Here is a 20387-nt window from a genome sequence, read left to right on the forward strand (position 1 = left end):
CTTGAATCCCGCTGATCGATCCGTTTCGCAGCATTGAAAAGTGCATTCGAGTTCACCACGTCCCACTTATAGGGAGGAGTCAAACGCGAAGGTGTTCGAAAATTGTACCCGCGGCGCCAGCGTCTTTCGCATTGCCGTGATCGATGATTTCGCCCTGCTTCAGGACCGCATAACGATCGGCAACCTTCAATGCGAACGGCACGTTCTGCTCGATCAACAGAAGCGTGGTGCCGTGACGCTTGCGTTCCCAAAGGAGTGCTTCGGCCAGCCGGTCGATCACCGAGGGCTGCAGGCCTTCGGTGATTTCATCCAGCAGGATAATCGACGGACGCATCATGAGCGCACGGGCCACCAGCAGCATCTTCTGCTCGCCGCCCGAGAGCGTGCCGGCGAATTGCCTCAACCGGCTCTTGAACACCGGAAAAACCGGTTCAATCCCGGCAAAGCGTTCGTCGAAAACCGACGCCTTGGCAAGTCCCAGGCACAGGTTGTCACGAACGCTGAGATCCTGAAACAGCGCATGCTCCTGAGGCGCATAGGCGATCCCTGCTTGCGCGATCCGATGCGGCGCCAGACGGGTGATATCTTGCCCGATCGCACGAATCGCACCGCTTTTCTTCGGCAGATAACCCATGATCGTCTTGACCAAGGTGGTCTTGCCCATGCCGTTCTTGCCCAGCAAGGCGACAGCCTCGCCGCTCGCCACGGTCAACGACAGCTTGCGAAGTACCACCGAGGTCTTGTATCCGCTGGTGACGTCCTGCAGATCCAAAGCAATCTCGCTCATGACGCCTCCTGACGGATGGTGCCGCCATCAGATCCCGCGCTCTGCGCGGTTCCGGCGTAAATAGTTCTGACCAGTTCCGAATTCACCACTTCGTCGAAGTTGCCTTGCATCACGATGCGGCCCTGATGCAGCACCACAATGCGGGTCGCAATCTCGGCGACGAAATCGAGGTCGTGCTCGACCAGCACGCAACAAAGCTGATACTGGTGAGCCAGTGCCGCCAGCACGTTGCCGATCTGCGTGCGCTCCGTCTTGGTCAATCCCGCAGTCGGTTCGTCGAGCAGCACGATGCGCGGCTCCAGGCCGAGCACCATCGCCAGTTCCAGCGCCTGCTGTTCGCCGTGCGAAAGATCCTTTGCCACCGCACTCAGCTTCTGGTCGAGGCCCGTGGTCCGAATCACCTCGAGTGCATACGGCGGTAACGCAAGCGTCGGCGCACGCTGCAACAGCGACGGCCGTTCGATGATCGTGCCCGCGATGCGTAGACATTCGGCCACGGTCAGCGTGTCGAAGATGTTCGCGTTCTGGAACTTGCGCCCCAGTCCGAAATGCACGCATCGGTCTGGCGGCAGTTGCCGGATATCGTTACCGCACAGCAACACCGAACCCGCCGAGCGTTCCGCGCCGTCACTCATGCAGCGCATCAGCGTCGTCTTGCCCGCGCCGTTCGGACCAATCAGGCCAACCAGTTCGCCGGCGTCGGCGTTCAGGTCGATGCCCTGCAACACCTTGAGACTGCCGAAATGTCTGGCCACACCGGTCATCGCCAGCGCCGGCTTCGAGGCGTCCTGCGTGTGCCCCATCCGGACGGCCCGCTCCACCAGTTCGGGTTCGGCGCCCTGGCCCGCCAGGTGGCGCAATGGTTTCAACAGCAACGGCACCAGACCTTGCGGCAGCAAGACAATCACGGCCACGAACGCGGCGCCCAGGATGAGCTGCCACGCAAATGGCATGCTGCCGCTGAGATACGACGTTCCGACGTTGATCAGCAGTGCACCGATGACCGGTCCCCACAGGGTTCCGCGACCGCCCAGCGCGACCCAGATAATGAGTTGCGTACCAAGCACGAAGCCGGTCAGTTCCGGGGCCACGACGCCGCTAAACGCGCCATAACCGAAGCCCGCGAGGCCGGCGACGATCGCCGTCGCAACCAGCAGCACTATCTTGATCAGCGATGTATTGATACCGAGGTACGAACAGCGTGACTCGTTGTCGCGAATCGCCGCCAGCACCCGGCCACCGTCGCTGCGCACGAAAAACCACGCAAGCGTTGCGATGAGCAGCAAGGCGCCTCCGGCGATCCAGTACCACGCGCCGAGCGACAGATCGAACGTCTCGTAGCCGGTCAGCCCCGAACTCGAGCCGGTCCATTCGCCGCCGGAGAGCAGAAGCTGGCTGAGTACGATCGGCAGCACAAGCGACATCACGGTCGCGAAGAACGGTGAGGCGCCACGATAAAAAGACAGCCAGCCGAGCAGTGCCGCGACCGCGGCCGTCGCCGCGATCGCCGCGCCTAACGCCAGCACCGCATAACCGGCGGAAAAGCCGCCGTGCGTGAAGACGAGGCCCGTCGCGTATGCGCCGATTCCGAAGAAGGCCGATTGCCCGAACGTTAGATAGCCGGTGTATCCCCAGAGAATATCGACCGTCACGGCAACGATCGCAAAGAAGAATGCCTGGATCAGGATGTTCAACAGATACGTGCCGAACAGCAACGGACCGAGCGCGAGCAGCAGGACGACGCAACCGCCGAGCATCAACGATCCGCGTCCGGACAGCTTGCGCCGGTTGGAAACCGGTTCATCCCGAAACGACGGATTGCCCATGGTCGCACGGCCCGGCGGCGTGCTGACTTTAGCCATGTGAGAACCCCTTCGGACGAATCCGCAATGTGAGCGCCGCCAGCACGGCGATAGTCAGGCCACCCAGGACCGGGCTGACGAACGTGCTGACGAGAACCTGGCAAGCGCCGAATACGAAGCAGGTGATCAGCAGACTGACCATCGAATAACCCGAGACCATCACCAGCATGAAGGCGCTCACCAGCCAGGGCAATCCCATGTCGGGATCGACGCTCGACAACGGCGTAACGAGCGTGCCGGCAAGCGAACCCAAAGCCGCGCCGAGACTGAATGTGATGAAGCGGATACGGCCCGAATGAATGCCGAGCCCGCGCGCCAGGTCCTCATTCATGATGACGGCACGCGTCTTGACGCCGAAGCGCGTGCCCGTGAGCAGCGCGGTCATGAGCGCGCACAAGCCGAGCGCAACCGGAATCAGCAGCAGGCGATATGCCGAATATTCGGTCCCCGCAATGGAGACGGCTCCTTTGAGCGGCGTTTCCACGAACTGGACCTCGCGGCCAAAGGCCATCACGATGAGTTGCCCGATCACGATGCCGAGTCCCCAGGTGGCGAGGATCGCGTCGAGCGGGCGTTTGTAGAGCGGGCGCACGATCACCTGCTCGACCAGCATGCCGACCACGGTGCCGACCACGACTGCGAGCAGCGGGCTGATCCATGGGTTGAGCTTCAGTTGCGTCACAACGAAGCTCGCATACGCGCCCATCGTCAGTAAGGCGCCATGGGCAAAATTGACGATTTTCATCACACCGAAAATCACCATCAATCCCGCGGTCACGATGAACAGTACGGCCGCGGTTGTGAAAATATCCAATGCCAGAACCATTGTCTTCTCCTGTCACAACCGCCTTCACGCAGGCGAGGCCCGGCGCTCAGGCGGATGCTGCCATCCTCAGCCAGCCTACTTGATATTCGGGCACTGTTCGCCCGGGTCTACGTCCGGAAAGGATTGCAGGATCTTCACCGAGCCGTCTGCCTGAATCTGGCCCAGGCGCATGGCGAGCGGCGTATGCCGGCTCTTGTCCATCGTCACCGGACCGCGCGGGCCGTCGAACGACACCTGGCCCAGTGCCTTGATTACCTTGGCGGGATCTGTGGAACCGGCTTTCTCGACGGCCGCCTTGTACAGGTAGAACGCTTCGTATTGCGGCTCCGACAACTCGTTCGGCGTCTTCATATCCTTGCCGAAGCGTTTGTCCAACGCGGCGAGGAATTTCTCGTTCTCGGGCGTGCTGATGCTCGTCAGGTAGGAGCCCGACATATAGATGCCCGTTGCAACATCACCCATGCTGTGGGCCGTGCCTTCGTCAATGGCCAGGTTGCCGTACGGCAGTGTGAGTCCCGATCCCTTCAACTGCTTGGCAAGCGATACGTTGGGCGCGCCGCCCGCCGTCGCGCTGATCAGTGCGTCAGGATGCGCCGAGCGGATCTTGGAGAGAATCGGCGTCCAGTCGGTGCCGTCGATCGGCAGGTATTCCTCGCCCACGACCTTGCCGCCATGCTGCGCGATATATTTTTTCGTGAACTCAAGCATGCCTCTACCGAAAGCATAGTCGTTGCCGACCAGATAGAACGTCTTGGCACCCTTGCTCTTCGCGAAGTAATCGACCACCGGCGCCACCTGCTGCTCCGGTACCCAGCCGTTCACGTACATCCACGGGCTGCATGAGCGGCCTTCGTAGAACGAAGTATAGATAAACGGCTTCTTGCCGCGTGCAACGATCGGAAGCGCCGCGTTGCGGGCAGCACTGGTTTCCATCGAAATGATGGCATCCACATTCTTCTGAAACACCAGTGTGTCGTACGCCTTTTGCGCGCCGACCGCGCCGGACGCGTCGTCGGTGATTTCGAGTTCGATCGGTCGGCCCAGGATACCCCCAGAGGCGTTGATTTCGTCCACCGCAAGCTGTGAGGACTGCACCACGGCCGGCGCAACCACGCTGTTGGCGCCGGACAACCCGACGGCAACACCGATCTTGATGGGCTCAGCGGCTAACACATTGACACAGGTGCTAACGCTCACAATGGCCGTGATCGCGGCAACAAGAAACTGCTTGTCGAACTGGGTCATGACTTTTCCTTTTTTGGTGATCGTGTGGTGTTTTGAGGAGCATGCAGGCGCCCGCCAATATTTCAACAGGGAGACAACGGCCAGCCGGTGCCGAGCATTGGGTCGTACACGTCGGCACGCCGGTCGCGCAGAACGTGATTGAAAGCGTTGAGCGTGCGCTCGGCGCGCGTGCGCTGCACATCGATCGCGGCGTACAGCACTTCCTCGCGGTCAACGCTTGCAGGCCCTGCGACAGGCCACCCGTTGCCTCCTACAATCAGGCTCTGGCCGACGAACGGTTGCCCGCGCTCGGTCCCGATCCGGTTGGCGCAGGCGATCATCACGCCGTTGCTGTGCGCGGCGGCCATGGTGAGGGTCGTGGCCATCGCAGGACAATCGGCCGGCTGTCCCGCCATCGGCACCCAGTTCGTCGGCACGCACACGATGTCCGCACCTTGCGCGGCCGCCAGCCGATAGGTTTCGGGGAACCACCCGTCATAGCAGATCACAATCGCGACGCGTCCCAACGGGGTGTCGAAAACCGGCACGCCACGGTCACCGGGTTCGAAGAAGCGGTGTTCATTGTTCCAGAGATGCAGTTTCCGGTATATGCCGACGTGCCCCGAAGGACCGGTCAGGATGGCCGAGTTGTACAGATGCCTGCCCGCCCGCTCGGCAATGCCGGCGACAATATAAATGCCCAGGCGCTGCGCCGTTTCGGTAAAGGTCTGCGCGGTTTCTCCGTCCGGCAACCCTTCTGCCAGAGCAAAAACCTCTTCGCGATCCTTAAAGACGTAACCGGTATTGGCCAGCTCGGGCAACACCACCAGCGAGGCGCCTCGTGAGGCCGCGGTTTCGATGTGCTGGACCGCACGCGCCACGTTATCGAGCTTCGCGCCGACCTGCGGCCGCATCTGGACGCAGGCAACGACGGGGCCTTTGAAGCCTGGTTCTTTCGGGTTGTGCTGCAACATCCCTTTTCGTCTCCCAAAACAAAAAGCCCCCTCACCAGCGTTGGACGCAAGTCAGGGGGCTGCATAGCCTTCCATATGTGGCACGGCATCGTTGCCGTGGAGCCGCCAGACAACATGACGGCTCAGTGGACGCGAATTTAAGAAGCCAAATTCAGGATGTCAAGTGCTTTAGCGGGAAGAGATTGAGGCTTCTTCCAGGCTGGATGGCGACAAACGGATGGTGAACGGGTAGCAAACTGTTATTTCGTGGCGGTAGAAAATGGCAGCGCTCGCCTCCTGGGTACACGCGCTTCGCGCGTCGCGTCCTTGCTTCGCGGAGCCGGCAAAAACGCAGCGTAGCGGATTCTATTCTCGTGTCATTAACTGACCCGAACCACGAGGATAGCGATGGCGCACGTCACGAACGACAGCAGTATTCCAGCAGCAGATCTCTCTCACGATAACGATTCGATCACGGAAACGCGTGGGGAAACCAGTCGCGGCAATCCGCTGCGTTCCACTCCGATGGGCTCCTCAGGCAGGGACATGCCCCCAGCTCGCACGAGCACCTCGGGGCGCCCAGTGCAGGAGCAAAGCGTGGCGCTTCGCCGACGAAACGCGCCGCTGGCGACACGCAACGCGCAGGAAGCGGAGACAGGCGCACCCACGGCCGAAAACCGGCTCCGGCATCTCGCCGGCGCCAATGTGTCTGAATCCGCGATTCAGGTCGCACACACGGCGGGACGGGTTCTCTACCCGAAGACCTTCGACAAGATGCCGGACGACGTGCTCGTCAGCCTGATCGAGCGAGCGCCAGTGTACGAAAGTCATGGCATTACAACGCGTAAAGACTTCGAGGGATTTTTTGCGAGGTCGCTCGCCGAGACATTTGCGCCGGTGCTCGGGCGCCTCGGCTATCTGCCGACGCTTCCGCTCGCGGCCAATTACATTGCGCCGCATCTCGAACTCCCGTTGACCGGCTATTCGACCGGCGCCCCGACGATGTTCATGACGGTCAATACGATGGCGTTCGAGGAAGGGCTCAGGAAGTACTACATCGGCCAGCTCGATACGCAGCACCTGCCCTTGTCGGTCCAGTCGCGCTATGACGACTTCAGGAAAAACGCCGTGCCGCCGGAGGTGCTTACCGAAATGTACCGGCAGATCCCCCGCGTAATGACGACGTTGATCCCCGCTTTCAATGCGATGCGCAAGGGTGAACTCCTGAATCAGAAAGCGGTGGTTCTCAACGACGTTTATGCCGATTCCGCGAGTTTCGCGTTTGCCGACCTGATTCCCGTCGTCGCGACGGCGGTCAGCGAAACCATGTTCAAGAATCATGCAGACGCCGGTAGAGGCCTCGAGGCGCCGACGCATGGCGAATTGAGCGCGCATCAGCCCATCGATATCCTCGAACATCGGCTGAGCAACCATGAAAAAGGGTGGTTCAAGTCAATCGGCGAAGCGGGCAATGCAATGACCAAGGGATTGGGAGAAGCTCTGGACGACGCGGGAACGCCTGCCAAGGACCGTGCTCGTGCCAGCCAATGCTGGATCACTGATTTCGGTCGCGCTTGTCGTGACTGCATTCACGCTCGACAAGTTCAAGAATCCGAACCACCCCGCAGGAGAGATCGATCCGAAACTCGCGGCGGCCGTGCCCTTGCCGCTTGTGTACATGGAAGTCCTCGCGACCCTCGCTTTCGGCAAGCTGCTCGAGGTCTGCGACAACGCGATCACGAAAGGCGCCCCGCGCAGGGAATACGACACGCCGGCGATGATCGAAGAAGTGACCGGACACCGCACGGATGAAGACAGCACTGACGGGCACGACGTCGCTGTAACCGAAGCGCGCCGCGAATCGTCACGATCCGAAGCGCACCCCGAACCTTTGATGACCGCGGCGGCAACGTCGTTCGAAACGCCCGGGAGCAGAACCGCCAGACCCGGTGCGCATCTGGGCGACGCAAGTTGAGCGGAGCATCGAGGTGACTCACGAGCGCCCCCCGAGACTGTCAGTCTCTGGGGGCATCGTATCTACCTGACTACCTTGAAATCGAAAAGGATATTTCTTCATGTCTGACCTCAATATCACTCGCACCGTTGGCGACGATCATCCGGACCTGCCGGTGATCTCCGAACCCAGTACCACTTCGGCGCGCCGCAATACGACCGCGAGCTCGCGGCTGCCCCGACCGGCCAACGTACCGTCATCTTCGTTGACGCTGCCTTCCAGCGGCACGCGTCAACCTGTTCGCCCAGCGCCGTCCGGCAGCGCAAGTCGGACCGCGGCGGCTAGCGCCGAAGCAAGCCTGATTCCGGGCGAGATCGACACGGCGAAGCTCGACAAGTTAACGGACGCCAAGAACAAGAGCCGACCCTATCGGGCGAAGCTCAGTACGATCGGGCTCACGCTGCCCGCGATGGTTCCGCAAATGATCGGACACTATGCGCCCGCTGTGATCGGCGCCTGGCCCGCCACGGACCGCACCAGGAAAATGGATTGTGTCCTGATGAACCTGAAGACGCTGGCCGAGATGCCAGCAGGAACCGATAAGGCAAAGCAGTTACATCGCGAAATCACGGTGCACTGGCACGGTCTCTCGCCGACGGAAATGAGCGACGTGCTCAACAAGGTCGGCCCCACGATCACCAGCAAGCCGAACGGCAAGCGGTGGCTCGAGCATACAGCCGCGCACATGGCGGCAGACGACGTGACGGATCTGCTCAAAGCGTGCGACCCAGGGCAACAAGTCGGCCTGGCTGCGACTTTCGGCCTGGCCGGCACCGATGCCGCGCGCAAGGCCCAGGTCAAGAGCGACACCGCAGACATGCGCATGACACTGCCGATGGACCACCTGTTCGATTACACGGGTCTCATGGAGAAGCACGGCTGGAATCTCGTGAGGTTTCCGGAAGGCTCCAACAAGCCCAAATCGATCGGCGTGATAGCCGGCGGAGCCGCAGGCATCACGATCGCGACGCTTGCCAATCACGCCGGCATCAAGGTGACCGTGCTCGAGGCCGAAGATCATATTGGCGGCCGGCTCGCAACGCATCGGCGCGACCTCGAGGACGGCACCAAGAGCCCAACGGAAACGCACCCGGGCGGCATGCGATTCCATACCACGCACGGCAACCTCTACTGGCATCTCGCGGAGAAATTCGAACTGGAGCACATTGATTTCGTGAACCCGAGCCAGGTCGGCGCGACGCTCCTGGTCGGTAACGACGTCCTCAGGATGGAACCCGGCAGAGAACCCGACAGCGAGGTGCTTCGGAAGGTCAGGGACGACTTCAACCACGCGATCGGGTCGCTGACGCAGCCGTTGCGCGACGCACGCGACGCAGGCAATGTGCCACGGTTCCTCATGCTCTCCCAGGCGGCGAAAGAAAAGTTCGACGGGCACACGTTCGAGACCGGTGTGAAGCTGCTGCTCAAGGAAAACGGCCACGAATGGACTGACGAACATTGGGAAAAATTCGGTGCGGTCGGTATTGGCGTCGGCGGCTACAAGGGTTACTTCAACACCGGTTTCCTCGAGGAGTTCCGCTTCCTCGTCGACCAGCGCCTCGAAGGACACCAGTTGCTCGTCAAGGGTGCCGACGAGCCGCTGCGCCGCATGGTCGCTGAAATCCCGCAAGGCGGGAGGTCACTCGGCGAACTCGGGGCTATCCAGCTCAACACGCGCGCCACCGGGGTCGACAAGGTCGATGGTCAGTACGTCGTCAAGGCGCAGGGCCCGGATGGCGAGCAGGAGCATAAGTTCGACGAGCTGTTCTTCGCGGCCCCTCCTGGCGTCGCTGTCAAACTCGGGCTGACGGAGGAAGTTGAAGGCAAGCCGCGGCTCGTGTCGCCGGAGATCGCGACGGCGCTCAAGCGCGCCAACATCGTCGGTGCAACGAAGATGACGATGACGGTGCCGGCAGCGGACTTCCATCCAGAAATGTTGCCGAAGAATGTTCAAACGACCGCGCTGTTCCAGCAACTTTATCTGCAGCCACCGGCCAAAGTGGGCAAGAACGCGGTGATCTACCTGAGCTATACGCTCGGCGAAAACGCGAAGAAGGTTGAAGGCATGTCGAAGGAAGAGCAGATCGACCTGTTGCTGGAAGATCTGGAACAAGCGCAAAAGGACGCGACCAACCCTACGGACAAGGCGGAGCTGGGCGCCCTTGCCACGGTGATCACGAACTTTCGTGACCGGACCGACTACACGCACTGGAGCGAAAAAAACGGTGCGTTCAAGATGGACGGCCCGGGCGATCTTGCCAACTCGCGCGTTCTGTACGGTCAAACGCTCAAGCCGAGAGACGAGCCGTACTTCGTCAACGAAATGACGACCTACGAGGCCGGCTTCGCGAGCGGCGCCATCGCTGCCAGCATCAATGCATTCCAGGCCATGGCTAGCCGGCGCGGGGCCATTCTTCCTGCGAACTCTCCGCTTGCGCAGAAACTCCTCTGATCGGGCACGGCTGCCGCGTCCGTTGCACAGCGCGCGGCGGCATTTGTCCTGCTGACAGAGACAAGGCCGGTACATCGATTTGTACCGGCCTTTTTTATCGTTTGCGGCGGACTCAAACCTTGTACGCGTGGGATATTTGATCGCGAGCCGATCCGAAGTATCGGTTACTTCGGATTGCTTTTGATTTATTTTTATTGCTTTTGACGTCCAGAATAACGAAGCCGTCCGCGTTGCTGGATCGACAAGTTGACAACGCCCGCCCGGCGTCGGCTGCGAGACGCGCTGTGCGGAGCCGACTGGTCAAGCGTGCGCGAGCTGCTCGCCGGGTGCGGTACGCAGCGCCGGTGCCGCGGTGCGGCGGGTGCGTGCAAGCCGGTCCACAAGCCGCGCCAGCGGCTCGCCCGGCGCCCGCGTGATCGCGAACAGCAGGGCGTCGTCGGCCGCCAGTCCGCGGTTCGGTCGCGGTTCCCAATTCGTCAGTTGCCCTTCGAGCGTGAAGCCGAGCCGCGTCATCGTGCTGACGGCACGGCCTTGCGGCGCGCAGTACGCATGCAGGCGGCACATCTGCGGTTGGGCCATCAGCCAGTCAATCAATTTGAGCAGCGCGGCGAGGCTCGCGCGGCGCCGACGATGCCCGTCGCGCCGGCTGATGATCACGCCCAGTTCGGCGCGCGGCAGGTTCGGCACCAGTTCGATGGCCGCCAGCAGGTGTCCGCTTACGCTGTCTTCGAGCGCCCAGGTGAAGCGCGTCGCACTGGTCCAACCGAGTTCGCAGACGCGGATGAAGGCGCGCGATTCGTCGATGCTGCGATGCGTACGCAGCGGCAACCACTCGGTGACGGCCGGGTCGCCTAGCAGCACATAGAAGAGGGAGCCGGCGTCGGCATCGACGAACGGACGTAGCCGTATCTCGCCGGTTTCGATGACACGCGGGGGGAAGAAACCGTTCATATCGCCTCCTTGCAGGATCGGCTTGCGCGTACGCATGCGCTCAGCGCGACAGGGTTTCCGACGGGGCTTCGTTGTACAGCTTGCGATAGCCATTGAGGAGAGTCGAGCGATGCTGCACGCCCCAGCGATTGGCAACCTGCAATACGCTGGAGGCATGGGTATCGTCCGCGAGCAGTTCGTCGCGGATGTGTTCCATGCGGCGGCTACGGATCAACTGGCTCGGCGAATAACCGAGATTGGCCTTGAAGGCGGCCTGCAGCGCGCGCTCGGTGACGCCGATATGGTTTGCCACTTCGCGCACCGACAGATCGGGACGTTCGAGGTGCTCGATCAGATAGCGGTAGGCGCGCCGGTATTTGCCGGGCAGCCGCGCGCTGATATCGTCGGCCGGGGCCGCGGCACGTTCGGCGGGAGCGCTGGGCATGGCGACGCTGTCCGCGCGCACGTGCTTGATCGACATCAGCGCGTACCGGGCGTACATCTGCGAATGGTCTTGCAGGCGACCCTGCTGCTGGCGCATTTTCGACTGGCAGTACAGATACTCGAGGTACCAGTGAGCGTGCTGGTTGCCGTGCATCGCGCCGTCGCTGAACATGCGCAGCATCGTGTCGGCCACATTGGAGGCACTGCCGGCCAGTGCCGCGAGCGCGACCTCGAGGCGCAGCTCGCGGTGGTAGTCGTCGAGTCCGGCGCTCTGGCTCCAGCGCAGATGCGCGTCGATCTGCGTGAGCCCGGCATGGCTGCCGCGCGACAGCGCCAGCAGGTGGTTCAGATAGTCGGCGCGGCGCGCGAGCGCGGCGATCGTCGGGGTGTCCTCGGGCAGCGGAGGCGACGCTTCGCAGAGATCGGCGGCACGCAGTTCGAGAATTGCCGAGTGCCAGTAGATATGGTCGGCGAGCTGGGCAGACGAACGCATCCGGTATTGCGCGAGCAGATCGGCGCGCAGCACTTCGGCGAGACGGCGCCAGCGGCTGTCGGCGGCCTCGCGGGCCATCTCGCTGAGCAATTCGAGGCGACTGCGCACGCCGTCGAGGCGGCCGAGCTGGAACAGCACCAGCACCGAACCCACCAGGCTCTCGAGGCGCAGTCCGGGACTCGCGTCAGCGTCGTCGTCGACCCGCTTGAAGCACTTCAGCGCGGTGCTGAGATGACTCTGAAAGAGTGCTTGCCAGCCGGCGTTGCGCGACAGTGCGGCGCGCATGGTGCCGTGTTCGCTGCGGATGGATTTTTTCGCGCGCCGGTAGATCTCTTCTGCGTCTTCGTAACAGCCCAGCACAAGCTGCACGTCGGCATAGTTCTGCAGGCTGGCATAGTTCGGCGCGGCCCCCCCTTGCTCGCGCTCGGCACGCGCCGCGGCGACCGCGGCGGCATCACGGAACTGGCCGGCGAGCATCTTGGCGAAGAAGGTCGACGTGGCGTCGGCCGACGATAGCGTGGAGGCAACGGCAAAGTAGATCGAGACAGACATGATGCAACTCCCGCAAAGAACCTGGTAGAAAACGAAAACGTCGTTGGCTGGACGTATCGTTGCACCAGGGTCCGTTGCGCAATTCGCTTTGTGACGTTCTGTTACTGTTGTTTGGCAGTTGGGTTTGGCAGTTGATAGGACGGCGTTCGCACATCGCCCCGTTACGCTGCCGGCGAGGGGCTGCGAGCATTGGTCAGCCACAGTTCCCGATAACCCCGGAAGCAGCCTTCCTGCAGATACGGATTTGCGTCACGCTCGAGCGCGACATTCGGCATGCGCTCGATCAGCGCGGCGAACAAGGCTTCCAGCTGCATTCTGGCGAGCGCCACACCGATGCAGCCGTGCATGCCCGCGCCGAAAGCAAGCGAGTTGCCGCTTGTGCGATCGAGCCGCACTTCGCCTGGTGCTTCGAACTCGGCCGGGTCCCGATTGGCGGCGGCGATCAGCAAGGCCACCCGTTCGCCTGCCTTGACGGACAGACCGTCGAGCATCGCGTCGCGCACCGCGTAGCGAATCAGGATATGGACCACCGGCTCCACCCGCATCAATTCGCGTATGACGCCGGAGACGCTGGCCGGCTCGGCCACCAGAGAACGCCATAAGCCGGGACGTCGCAATGCTTCGGAGACGGTATTGCCGATCGACAGCATCGTGGTTCCGTAACCGGCGATGAACATCAGCAGCACGTTGACCAGCAGTTCGCGGTACGTTGCCGTCGCGCCCTGCTGCGCGGCGGCGGGCGAGGCCGGCGTATCGCCCGCGCGGATCAGCGACAGCACGCCGGGCATGTAGCCGTTCAGTTCGCCCATGAACGCCATCGTCTGCGTCACGGCCTGGGCGTGCTCGTGCGGTCGAAGCGGTGCGAAGCTGATAAGCCTGATCGCCGATAGCGATGCGGCGACCAGTCTGCTGGTGTCGGTCACGTCGATGCCGAGCAGCCGGCAGATCGTCAGCACGGGTAGCCGTTGCGCGACCTGGGCCACGAGATCGAAGCGCGCCGGATCGGGGATCTGCGCGAACAGCGCGGCGAGATCCGCCTGCACGAGTTCGCGCAAGCTCGCCATGCGGGTCCTTGAAAAGAGCGGCGCGAAGACCTGCCGCAAACGATGATGATGGTCCTCGGACTGAAACAGCATCATGTCGAGAATGCCTGCCGTGTCCTGCAGCGCGCCGGTTTCGGCAGACGGCGTGCGGTTGGAAAAGTCGGGGCTGTTCAGCACCGCCTTGGCGAGCCGGTACGAACTGACCATCCAGGTGCCGCTGGCATCGCGGTAGACCGGATGCTCGACGGGTAGCGCGTCGTACAGCGGCCGGCGGTCGTCTGTGTCGTTCGTCAGCAGATAGAAAAGTGCCCTGCGCGCAGTGGCGCTGGCATCCAGCGTTGACATAAGGCTTCCTCGCAAGCGGTGTGCGCCGAAGTGCGTGGTGATGGGTTCAGGCAGCGACGATATCGCGGCGGGCAGAGCCCGTCGCGATACCGTACGTGAACCCGCGCGGCCGGGCGGCTACGCGGGCTGCGGACTCAGGTCGAGTGCTTCGATAACTCCTCGATGTCTTTCCCGGCTTCTTTCTGCAGGTTCAGATAGCCGGTGAGGAGGCTCAGGCCGGTGCTGATGATGGTCATGCCCATCTGCCCGAATTGACCGACCCAATTGCTGACCGTCGACACCACGTTCGTCCAGCGGCTCTGCTGCGGATAGCCCGGGTAGCCGCCGGGTTGGTTATACATCGGCAGTTGGGGTTGGAGCGGCTGCGACCACGGCGTCTGGTTCATCGGATTCATGCGACTGAACCCGCTCGGATACTGTTGTTGCGGATAGCCATGCGGCCCGCCGCCCCCCGGGAACGGCGGCTGTGGACCGTGCGAGGGTGGCATTGCCTGGAACCCTGGGTTTTGCAGCGGCACACCGTGCGAGGCCGGCGGTGCGCCGAACCCGGTCGGCTGCGCACCGGACTCCGGGCGCTGACCCGGTGGCAGGCTGAACTCGATCGGCGCTCCGGACATCCGCCCGGATTCGCTGGACGTGCCAGGATGATTCAGGTCCGAGTCGCCCGGCTGCGGATTGCCAATGAACGCTTCTTCATGAGCCGTGCCAGGACGCCTGGGGCTGCTGTGCCCAAATACCGGAGTCGAGCCGCGTGAAGACAGTAGTGGCGATACGGTGCTGGCGCGGCTGGGGATGTCCCGCTCCGGGTGCCCAAAGTAGCTTCCTCCCGGACGGAAGGCGGGCGTCTCTGGCTGCCCTCCCCTATCGTCCGACCCGAAACTTCCAGGGCGCCGTGCGCGCGAGAAGCCTGGTGAAATCGGCGTGCCTTCGAACGGCCTTCCATGAACGATGTTTGCGTTCTCGGGCGTCGAAGGACGGCTCAAACCCGGCATCCGGTTCCGGCTAATCGCGGGCGCGGGCGAGCGCGGGCGGTTCAATCCCTCGAACTGTGGGATGCTGCCGAGCGTGGATGATCTTAGCTCGGACTCCTGTTGCGGTATGTCGTGTTCCGCGGGTGAGCCTGATGGCAGCCCGTCGATGTGCGACGACTCGTGGTGGCCTAATCTCTCTGCGCCTGGCATAGGAATCTCCGTCAATCGATGCGGCCGCATCCAACGGCCGCGCCGCAGGCATGTCAATGGCCAATAGGGTGCGTTATAGCGTCGTTCGCGCACGCGTCAGGCATCTTGCGCGAAGCGACGCCGCGCGATGCGAAGTCGGCGGTGCGCAGCGGGTTCGACCGCGGCCCGGTGCCGAAGCGGTGAACGCCGATGCGAACCTGTGGCCCGTTGCTGGCGCTGCGCCATGGACTTCCCTCAAACGCCCGACTACCTTGAATCCGGAATCGAGACGCTCCCGTCTGCGCCTCACGTGGTCTGCCACGAGGTGTGGCGCGCGTCTCGCCACGCCGCAACGTTCCTTCCAACCCTACAGAGCCGACGATGACTGATCCATTCAACGGTAATGCGGGATGCGATGACCGCATACGCGCATCCCATCGAGACCATCGCGTAACCACCAGCCGCAGGTCCGGCCGTGTCGTGCCGCGGGCGTTTGCCGCCGTCGCGCTGGCGTTGTGTTTCAGCCAGCCGGCTCGCGCGGATTGCTTCGATAGCGCGGGCACGTATCAGGGCGTCAATCCGCTCGTGCTGCGCGCGATCGCATGGGTCGAGTCGCGCGGCAACCCGGCCGCCGTGCATCACAACGCGAACGGTTCGACCGATATCGGCGAACTGCAGATCAACTCGGTCCATCTGCGCGAACTGGCGACCTACGGTATCAATGCCCAAGGGCTGCGCGACGAGTGCGTCAACATCTACGTCGCCGCATGGCACCTGAAGAAACAGATGGTCAAGTACGGCAATACGTGGGACGCGGTGGGCGCGTACCACTCGGAAAGCCCGCCGCTGCGCGACGCGTATGCGCAGATGGTCAAGACGACGCTGGTCCGCCGGGGTTTGATGGCATCGTCGCCCTTGTCTCCCAACCAGTGAGATCGCCATGTCTCCCACCCTTGACTTCCTGCGGCTGGTCGGCAGCAACCCCGGCACCCCCTCGCGCGTCGACCGGATTCTGGCGGCGCTGGCGGACGGCTGCGCCGTGTACCGCGCCAGTTGACCTTCATGTGTTGTGTCAGAAACAGGAATACTCCATGACCCCTCTGCTGCTGAGTTTCTGCTATGCGAAGCCGGTCGGCCATGCGCTGGCGTTGTTCGATTGCGATACCAACGCGTTCGAATGGATCGACCTGAGTGATGTGCCGCTGCCGGTGTACGGCGCGACCGGCGTGTGCCGCGTCGGCGACGTGTATTACGCGGCGCTGCAGGTCCGCGCACCCGGTACCTTGGGGACGTTGCTCGCGCAGTTCGACGGTGCGGGCCGGTTGCAGCGTACCGCCGCGCTTGCGCAAGTGCAGGACGCGCATTCGCTGCTGTGGTGGAACGGCGAGCTGTTGCTGGTCAGCAGCGGCACCAACCAGGTCTTCGCGATCGACTGGGCGCCGGACAGTGAGCCGCGCACGCGGGTGTTTTTCGAGCGCGATCCGGGCGCGGATACGCTCCATATGAATTCGCTACAGGCGTTCGACGGCCGCGTCTATCTGTCGATGTTCGGCTGCAAGCCGAGTGCATCGGGGCAAGAGGCGGCCGACGGCCAGGTGCTCGATCTGAACGCCGGCGGTGCGGTTGTACGGCGCGGTCTGCAGCATCCGCATTCGCTGTTCGTCGACGGCATGTCCCTGTGCTGCGTGAATTCGCGCACCTCGACGCTGATTCACGTCGCCGGCCCGACCCCGCCGCGCGAGATATCGCTGCACGGCTATGTGCGCGGCGCGCGGGTGGAGGGTGAGCGTCTGTTCGTCGGCACCAGCATGCTGCGCACCGGCAGCAAGAGCCGTGGCACGACCGAGGTCGTCGACAATGCGTCGGCAGTGCGCAACGGCGGTGGCTGCGGGCTGCAAGAGGTCGAGATGGCATCGGGTGTGCAGCGTTGGCACGATCTGAGCGCCTTCGGCGCGGAGCTTTACGACGTGCTGCCGTGGGCGGGCCGTGCGGTCGAGGGCACGCGCGGTGAGGCGATGGTGCGGCGCCTGCATGCGGTGAACAGCGAATTCAACAGTGTGATGAACGCGCTCTATCGCCTGCGGCAGCAATACGCCTCGATCGAGCGGATGCTGCACGAAACGATCGACACCGGGCAGGACATTGGCCCCGCGCAGCGTTTGCTGGAACGGTTGTACGCGGATCAGCCCGATCTGCCGGAATGGAATCTGTTGAAGGGCCGTCTGCTGCTCGCGAGCGGTGCCGAACCGCTTGCGGCGCTGTCTTACTTCAGCAAGGCCATCGAAGCAAACTATCGCTGCTTCGACGCGCACTGCCAGATGAGCAGGGCCTACGCGCTGGCCGACGATGCTTTCAGCGCGGCGCAGCACGCCCAATCCGCCTTGAAGCTGGCGCCGGCCACTACCGGCGCTCACGTGCTGGCGCAGCTCGCGCGCGCGGCAGTACCCGCACCGGTGTTGATCAGGTAAGGATCGCCGCGCAACGTCACCAATACTTCGTCAAGGTGTCACGTGCCGGGCTTGCAACGCGCCGCTTTCACACGGTATGCGAAACACGCACCGGATTTATCGCACCAGCGTCAGACAGTTTCGTAGCCGACGATAACCCCACGCTCGAACAGCAGCTCTTCGATCATCGGACCACACCATGTCAGTCATTCCTAGCGTCAAAAGATTTCTCGATCGCCGGGCTGCGGCAGGCGCGGCGGTAACCGGCATCAACCAGTTGGATCCTCGGACAGCACGCGATTATTTCGATTTCAACATGCAGCTCGGCAGCATCCCGGCCCGCCAGCTCGAAGACGTCGAAGCCGTGCGTATCGGGATGCGCGACGGCGCTCAATTGAATGGTCGCATCTATTACCCCCGTCAACCGTGCTGGGCCGATCCGCTTCCCGCGCTGCTGTATTTCCATTCCGGCGGCTACGTGGTCGGCAGCCTGGCATCCGCCGACTCGATCTGCCGGATGTTCGCCGCGGACACGCAATGCGCGGTCGTGTCGGTCGATTATCGGCTCGCGCCGGAGCACAAGTTTCCGTATGCGGTCAACGACGCGGTCGACGCGCTGTCATGGCTGCATCGGGAAGCGGGGTCGCTCGCGCTCGACGGCGAGCGGCTCGCCGTTGGCGGCGAAAGTTCGGGCGCGACGCTCGCGGCGGTCTGCGCGGTCCACGCGCGCGATGCGGGCATTCCGCTGGCCCTGCAGATGCTGATCTACCCAGCGCTCTCGGCCCGCACCGATACGCAGGCCCACCACCGCTATGGCGAAGGATATTTCCTGACCCTCCCCGTGATCCAATGGATTCAGGAGACCTATCTGACGGATGAGGACGACACCCACGACTGGCGTTTCGCACCGCTCGACGGTCATCGCAATGCGCCGTCGAGCTGGACGGACCTGGCGCCCGCGTGGCTCGTGTCGGCCGAATACGATCCGCTACAGGAGGAACATGCAGGCTATGCGGCCCGCTTGCGCAGTCATGGCAACCAGGTCGAGATTCGCTTTTATCCAGGCATGATTCACGGCTTCTTTTCGATGGGCGGCCTGATCCCCGAGGCCGCCGTCGCGCATCGGGAGACGGTCGGCGCGCTACGCGAGGCGTTTGGTATCCCGGCTTGACTCGCGCTGCCCGCGCCACGTTGCGGTCCGCGAAATTCCCGGGACGACCCGAAGCAGCGCGCGGTTTTGCGAAGCCTCGGACCGCTCCGCGGATCGCTCGCCTTGCATCGCGCGACGAGCGCATCCAGGCTGCTCAAATGGAACGCAGTCCGGCCTGAACCGGTATGCAACCGGCAGTACAAAGGATGAACCGCGGCAATCTCGACGACGGCCTATGAGCGTATCGATGCCGCACCGGAGATCGACTATGCGGTTGGAACACATTCTCTACACACTGGCGCACAGCATGTTCGGCGATGAGCCGATGCCGGCAGGCCCCCAAAACGGCATGCACCCCGGCTATCCGCATTCAATGCCGGGTGTGCTGGGCGGCCTGCCTTCATGGGGAACGCGCCCATATGGCCAGTTCCATCCTGCGCCGCCCGCCTTCGGCGTCGGCGCGCATCCCGCTCCCGGCGCGTGGGCACCCGGCAGCCATGGGCCGGGCGCCCACGCACCCTGGATGGGTCAGCCGGGCACGCGCCCCGACCGCTTCGACACGCGCCCCCCGCCGGCCCCGTCTCGGCACCAGCCTGCGCAGTCAATGCCCGAACAAGCGCCGATGGGTGTACCCCACGTTCATCAGTATGGGCAAAACGGCACGCAAGGTATGCGTCGCGAACCGCCACGCGCCGGCGTCGAAGCGGAGCCAGCGTCGTATGAGTCGCAATGGTCGCCGGCAATCATTCGGGATTTCAGGCCGCCGAAGAACGAACAGGAAGAAAAGAAGCAACTGGATCTGACCATCGAGCGAAGCCTCCGCGACGTTCGCCGACAGCCCGTCGAGGCTCTTGTCAGTCATCTGAAAACCATTGCGAAATCGACACCGCCTCTCGACCCGATCGCTTTCAACGACCTGCCCAGCCGCATGCGTCGCCACTACAAGGACGAGGGCGAATACCTCAAGGCGTTGCAGGCCGAGTCGATGGCACCCTTCGAAAAAGCGTTGCAGCAAGCCGGTATGGAGACGGTGCACAACACCATCCCTGAAAATGACACCAAAAGTAGTTTCCTGATCTGCCTCGAGCAACTGAAGCGCAACGACTACACATCGTTGCATCTGGACGCGGCCAGGCTCACGAGGGGCGCGATGGAAAGCAATCCGCAAGCAGTGGCCGCCATCAACGAACGGTCGCCCGAACATAAGACTGTCCTGGCCGATGCGCTGCCTTTCCGTCTTTCCAGCGATACCAGGCTCTCTTCGCGCAGCACGGGTGCCCATCTGGCACTCGGCCTGATCAACGCCGGACAGGCGGAAGACGACAGGATCGACGTGTTGGTAATCAGGATCATCAACGGCGGACCGCACATCACCATGCTGGAATCAGGCTCGCCGTCTGCACGCGTCGTCTCCATGTGGGACAAAGGCGACGGCCACTTCGAACCGATCCGGCCGAAGCGGGAAGGACCCGCATACTACGAGTATAACAGGTATGCGTAACCAGGCAGCAGCGCAGGCACCAGCGCAGGCCGCAGATGCAGAGGATTCCAGAACTATTCATCGATTATTCACACCAACCGGTCGATTGCCGGCAAGTCGAGACCGAAGACCCGACGGTCACGCAGCATCGTTACGTCCCGGATGAATACGGGTACGGTATCCAGTGCAGTGCGGCGTGCAGCGGAGTCGCCGCCAGCATAAGAG

General features: G+C 62.9%; 15 protein-coding genes and 1 pseudogene. 6 read left to right on the forward strand and 10 right to left on the reverse strand.

The features are described from left to right. Positions 1-79 precede the first annotated feature (79 nt). The 5 genes from ACUN0E_RS04085 to ACUN0E_RS04105 form a co-directional block, all read right to left on the reverse strand. Positions 80-787, reverse strand: a complete 708-nt coding sequence (locus tag ACUN0E_RS04085) for a branched-chain amino acid ABC transporter ATP-binding protein (protein WP_408224264.1) — start codon at positions 785-787, stop codon at positions 80-82. After that, positions 784-2544, reverse strand: coding sequence for an ABC transporter permease subunit (locus ACUN0E_RS04090; protein WP_445570374.1), 1761 nt, complete (start codon positions 2542-2544; stop codon positions 784-786). Before ACUN0E_RS04090 ends, ACUN0E_RS04085 begins: the two co-directional genes overlap by 4 nt. A 97-nt stretch (positions 2545-2641) precedes the next feature. After that, positions 2642-3475, reverse strand: a complete 834-nt coding sequence (locus tag ACUN0E_RS04095) for a branched-chain amino acid ABC transporter permease (RefSeq protein ID WP_445565732.1) — start codon at positions 3473-3475, stop codon at positions 2642-2644. Positions 3476-3550: 75 nt separating this feature from the next. Continuing rightward, the gene (locus tag ACUN0E_RS04100; protein ID WP_408224270.1) at positions 3551-4720 is read right to left on the reverse strand and encodes a substrate-binding protein; all 1170 of its coding nucleotides are present in this window, start codon (positions 4718-4720) and stop codon (positions 3551-3553) included. 62 nt (positions 4721-4782) lie between these two features. Further along, complete coding sequence (locus ACUN0E_RS04105; protein ID WP_445565733.1) at positions 4783-5673, reverse strand: nitrilase family protein; 891 nt, start codon at positions 5671-5673, stop codon at positions 4783-4785. 753 nt (positions 5674-6426) lie between these two features. Here ACUN0E_RS04105 and ACUN0E_RS04110 point away from each other — a divergent pair. Together ACUN0E_RS04110 and ACUN0E_RS04115 are read left to right on the forward strand one after the other, a co-directional pair. Continuing rightward, positions 6427-7464: a hypothetical protein gene (locus ACUN0E_RS04110; protein ID WP_445565734.1), complete on the forward strand. Its 1038-nt coding sequence runs from the start codon at positions 6427-6429 to the stop codon at positions 7462-7464. Positions 7465-7727: 263 nt separating this feature from the next. Then, positions 7728-10118, forward strand: coding sequence for a flavin monoamine oxidase family protein (locus ACUN0E_RS04115; protein ID WP_445565735.1), 2391 nt, complete (start codon positions 7728-7730; stop codon positions 10116-10118). Positions 10119-10418: 300 nt separating this feature from the next. Here ACUN0E_RS04115 and ACUN0E_RS04120 read toward each other — a convergent pair whose 3' ends face one another. The 4 genes from ACUN0E_RS04120 to ACUN0E_RS04135 form a co-directional block, all read right to left on the reverse strand. Beyond that, a complete protein-coding gene (locus ACUN0E_RS04120; RefSeq protein ID WP_445565736.1) occupies positions 10419-11069 on the reverse strand; it encodes a GNAT family N-acetyltransferase in 651 nt (216 codons plus the stop codon). A 40-nt stretch (positions 11070-11109) separates the two neighbouring features. Further along, positions 11110-12537 (reverse strand): helix-turn-helix transcriptional regulator, encoded by a 1428-nt coding sequence (locus ACUN0E_RS04125; protein WP_445565737.1) that lies wholly within the window; start codon positions 12535-12537, stop codon positions 11110-11112. A gap of 161 nt (positions 12538-12698) precedes the next feature. After that, positions 12699-13925: a cytochrome P450 gene (locus ACUN0E_RS04130; protein ID WP_408224288.1), complete on the reverse strand. Its 1227-nt coding sequence runs from the start codon at positions 13923-13925 to the stop codon at positions 12699-12701. A gap of 134 nt (positions 13926-14059) precedes the next feature. Next, positions 14060-14542: a hypothetical protein gene (locus ACUN0E_RS04135; protein ID WP_445565738.1), complete on the reverse strand. Its 483-nt coding sequence runs from the start codon at positions 14540-14542 to the stop codon at positions 14060-14062. A 924-nt stretch (positions 14543-15466) separates the two neighbouring features. Between ACUN0E_RS04135 and ACUN0E_RS04140 the strand changes: the two genes are divergently transcribed. Both ACUN0E_RS04140 and ACUN0E_RS04145 read left to right on the forward strand, forming a co-directional pair. Next, entirely contained in the window at positions 15467-16018 is a 552-nt protein-coding gene (locus ACUN0E_RS04140) for a lytic transglycosylase domain-containing protein (protein ID WP_408224294.1), read from the forward strand. A gap of 158 nt (positions 16019-16176) precedes the next feature. After that, positions 16177-17553, forward strand: a complete 1377-nt coding sequence (locus tag ACUN0E_RS04145; protein ID WP_445565739.1) for a DUF4915 domain-containing protein — start codon at positions 16177-16179, stop codon at positions 17551-17553. Positions 17554-17594: 41 nt separating this feature from the next. On the opposite strand, the pseudogene ACUN0E_RS04150 reads toward ACUN0E_RS04145, so the two are convergent. Next, a pseudogene (locus ACUN0E_RS04150) lies at positions 17595-17717 on the reverse strand (IS6 family transposase); the annotation flags it as partial. 14 nt (positions 17718-17731) lie between these two features. Between ACUN0E_RS04150 and ACUN0E_RS04155 the strand changes: the two are divergent. Further along, positions 17732-18703, forward strand: coding sequence for an alpha/beta hydrolase (locus ACUN0E_RS04155; protein ID WP_445565740.1), 972 nt, complete (start codon positions 17732-17734; stop codon positions 18701-18703). Positions 18704-18989: 286 nt separating this feature from the next. Further along, positions 18990-20183, forward strand: a complete 1194-nt coding sequence (locus tag ACUN0E_RS04160; protein ID WP_445565741.1) for a hypothetical protein — start codon at positions 18990-18992, stop codon at positions 20181-20183. Positions 20184-20387: the final 204 nt, after the last annotated feature.

The organism is Paraburkholderia sp. D1E, assembly GCF_052682275.1.

Coding starts and splice junctions, on each gene's coding strand:
- ACUN0E_RS04085 (WP_408224264.1), bottom strand. CDS start 787: ATGAGCGAGATTGCTTTGGATCTGCAGGACGTCACCAGCGGATACAAG.
- ACUN0E_RS04090 (WP_445570374.1), bottom strand. CDS start 2,544: ATGCTCGGCGGTTGCGTCGTCCTGCTGCTCGCGCTCGGTCCGTTGCTG.
- ACUN0E_RS04095 (WP_445565732.1), bottom strand. CDS start 3,475: ATGGTTCTGGCATTGGATATTTTCACAACCGCGGCCGTACTGTTCATC.
- ACUN0E_RS04100 (WP_408224270.1), bottom strand. CDS start 4,720: ATGACCCAGTTCGACAAGCAGTTTCTTGTTGCCGCGATCACGGCCATT.
- ACUN0E_RS04105 (WP_445565733.1), bottom strand. CDS start 5,673: ATGTTGCAGCACAACCCGAAAGAACCAGGCTTCAAAGGCCCCGTCGTT.
- ACUN0E_RS04110 (WP_445565734.1), top strand. CDS start 6,427: ATGCCGGACGACGTGCTCGTCAGCCTGATCGAGCGAGCGCCAGTGTAC.
- ACUN0E_RS04115 (WP_445565735.1), top strand. CDS start 7,728: ATGTCTGACCTCAATATCACTCGCACCGTTGGCGACGATCATCCGGAC.
- ACUN0E_RS04120 (WP_445565736.1), bottom strand. CDS start 11,069: ATGAACGGTTTCTTCCCCCCGCGTGTCATCGAAACCGGCGAGATACGG.
- ACUN0E_RS04125 (WP_445565737.1), bottom strand. CDS start 12,537: ATGTCTGTCTCGATCTACTTTGCCGTTGCCTCCACGCTATCGTCGGCC.
- ACUN0E_RS04130 (WP_408224288.1), bottom strand. CDS start 13,925: ATGTCAACGCTGGATGCCAGCGCCACTGCGCGCAGGGCACTTTTCTAT.
- ACUN0E_RS04135 (WP_445565738.1), bottom strand. CDS start 14,542: ATGTCCGGAGCGCCGATCGAGTTCAGCCTGCCACCGGGTCAGCGCCCG.
- ACUN0E_RS04140 (WP_408224294.1), top strand. CDS start 15,467: ATGACTGATCCATTCAACGGTAATGCGGGATGCGATGACCGCATACGC.
- ACUN0E_RS04145 (WP_445565739.1), top strand. CDS start 16,177: ATGACCCCTCTGCTGCTGAGTTTCTGCTATGCGAAGCCGGTCGGCCAT.
- ACUN0E_RS04155 (WP_445565740.1), top strand. CDS start 17,732: ATGTCAGTCATTCCTAGCGTCAAAAGATTTCTCGATCGCCGGGCTGCG.
- ACUN0E_RS04160 (WP_445565741.1), top strand. CDS start 18,990: ATGTTCGGCGATGAGCCGATGCCGGCAGGCCCCCAAAACGGCATGCAC.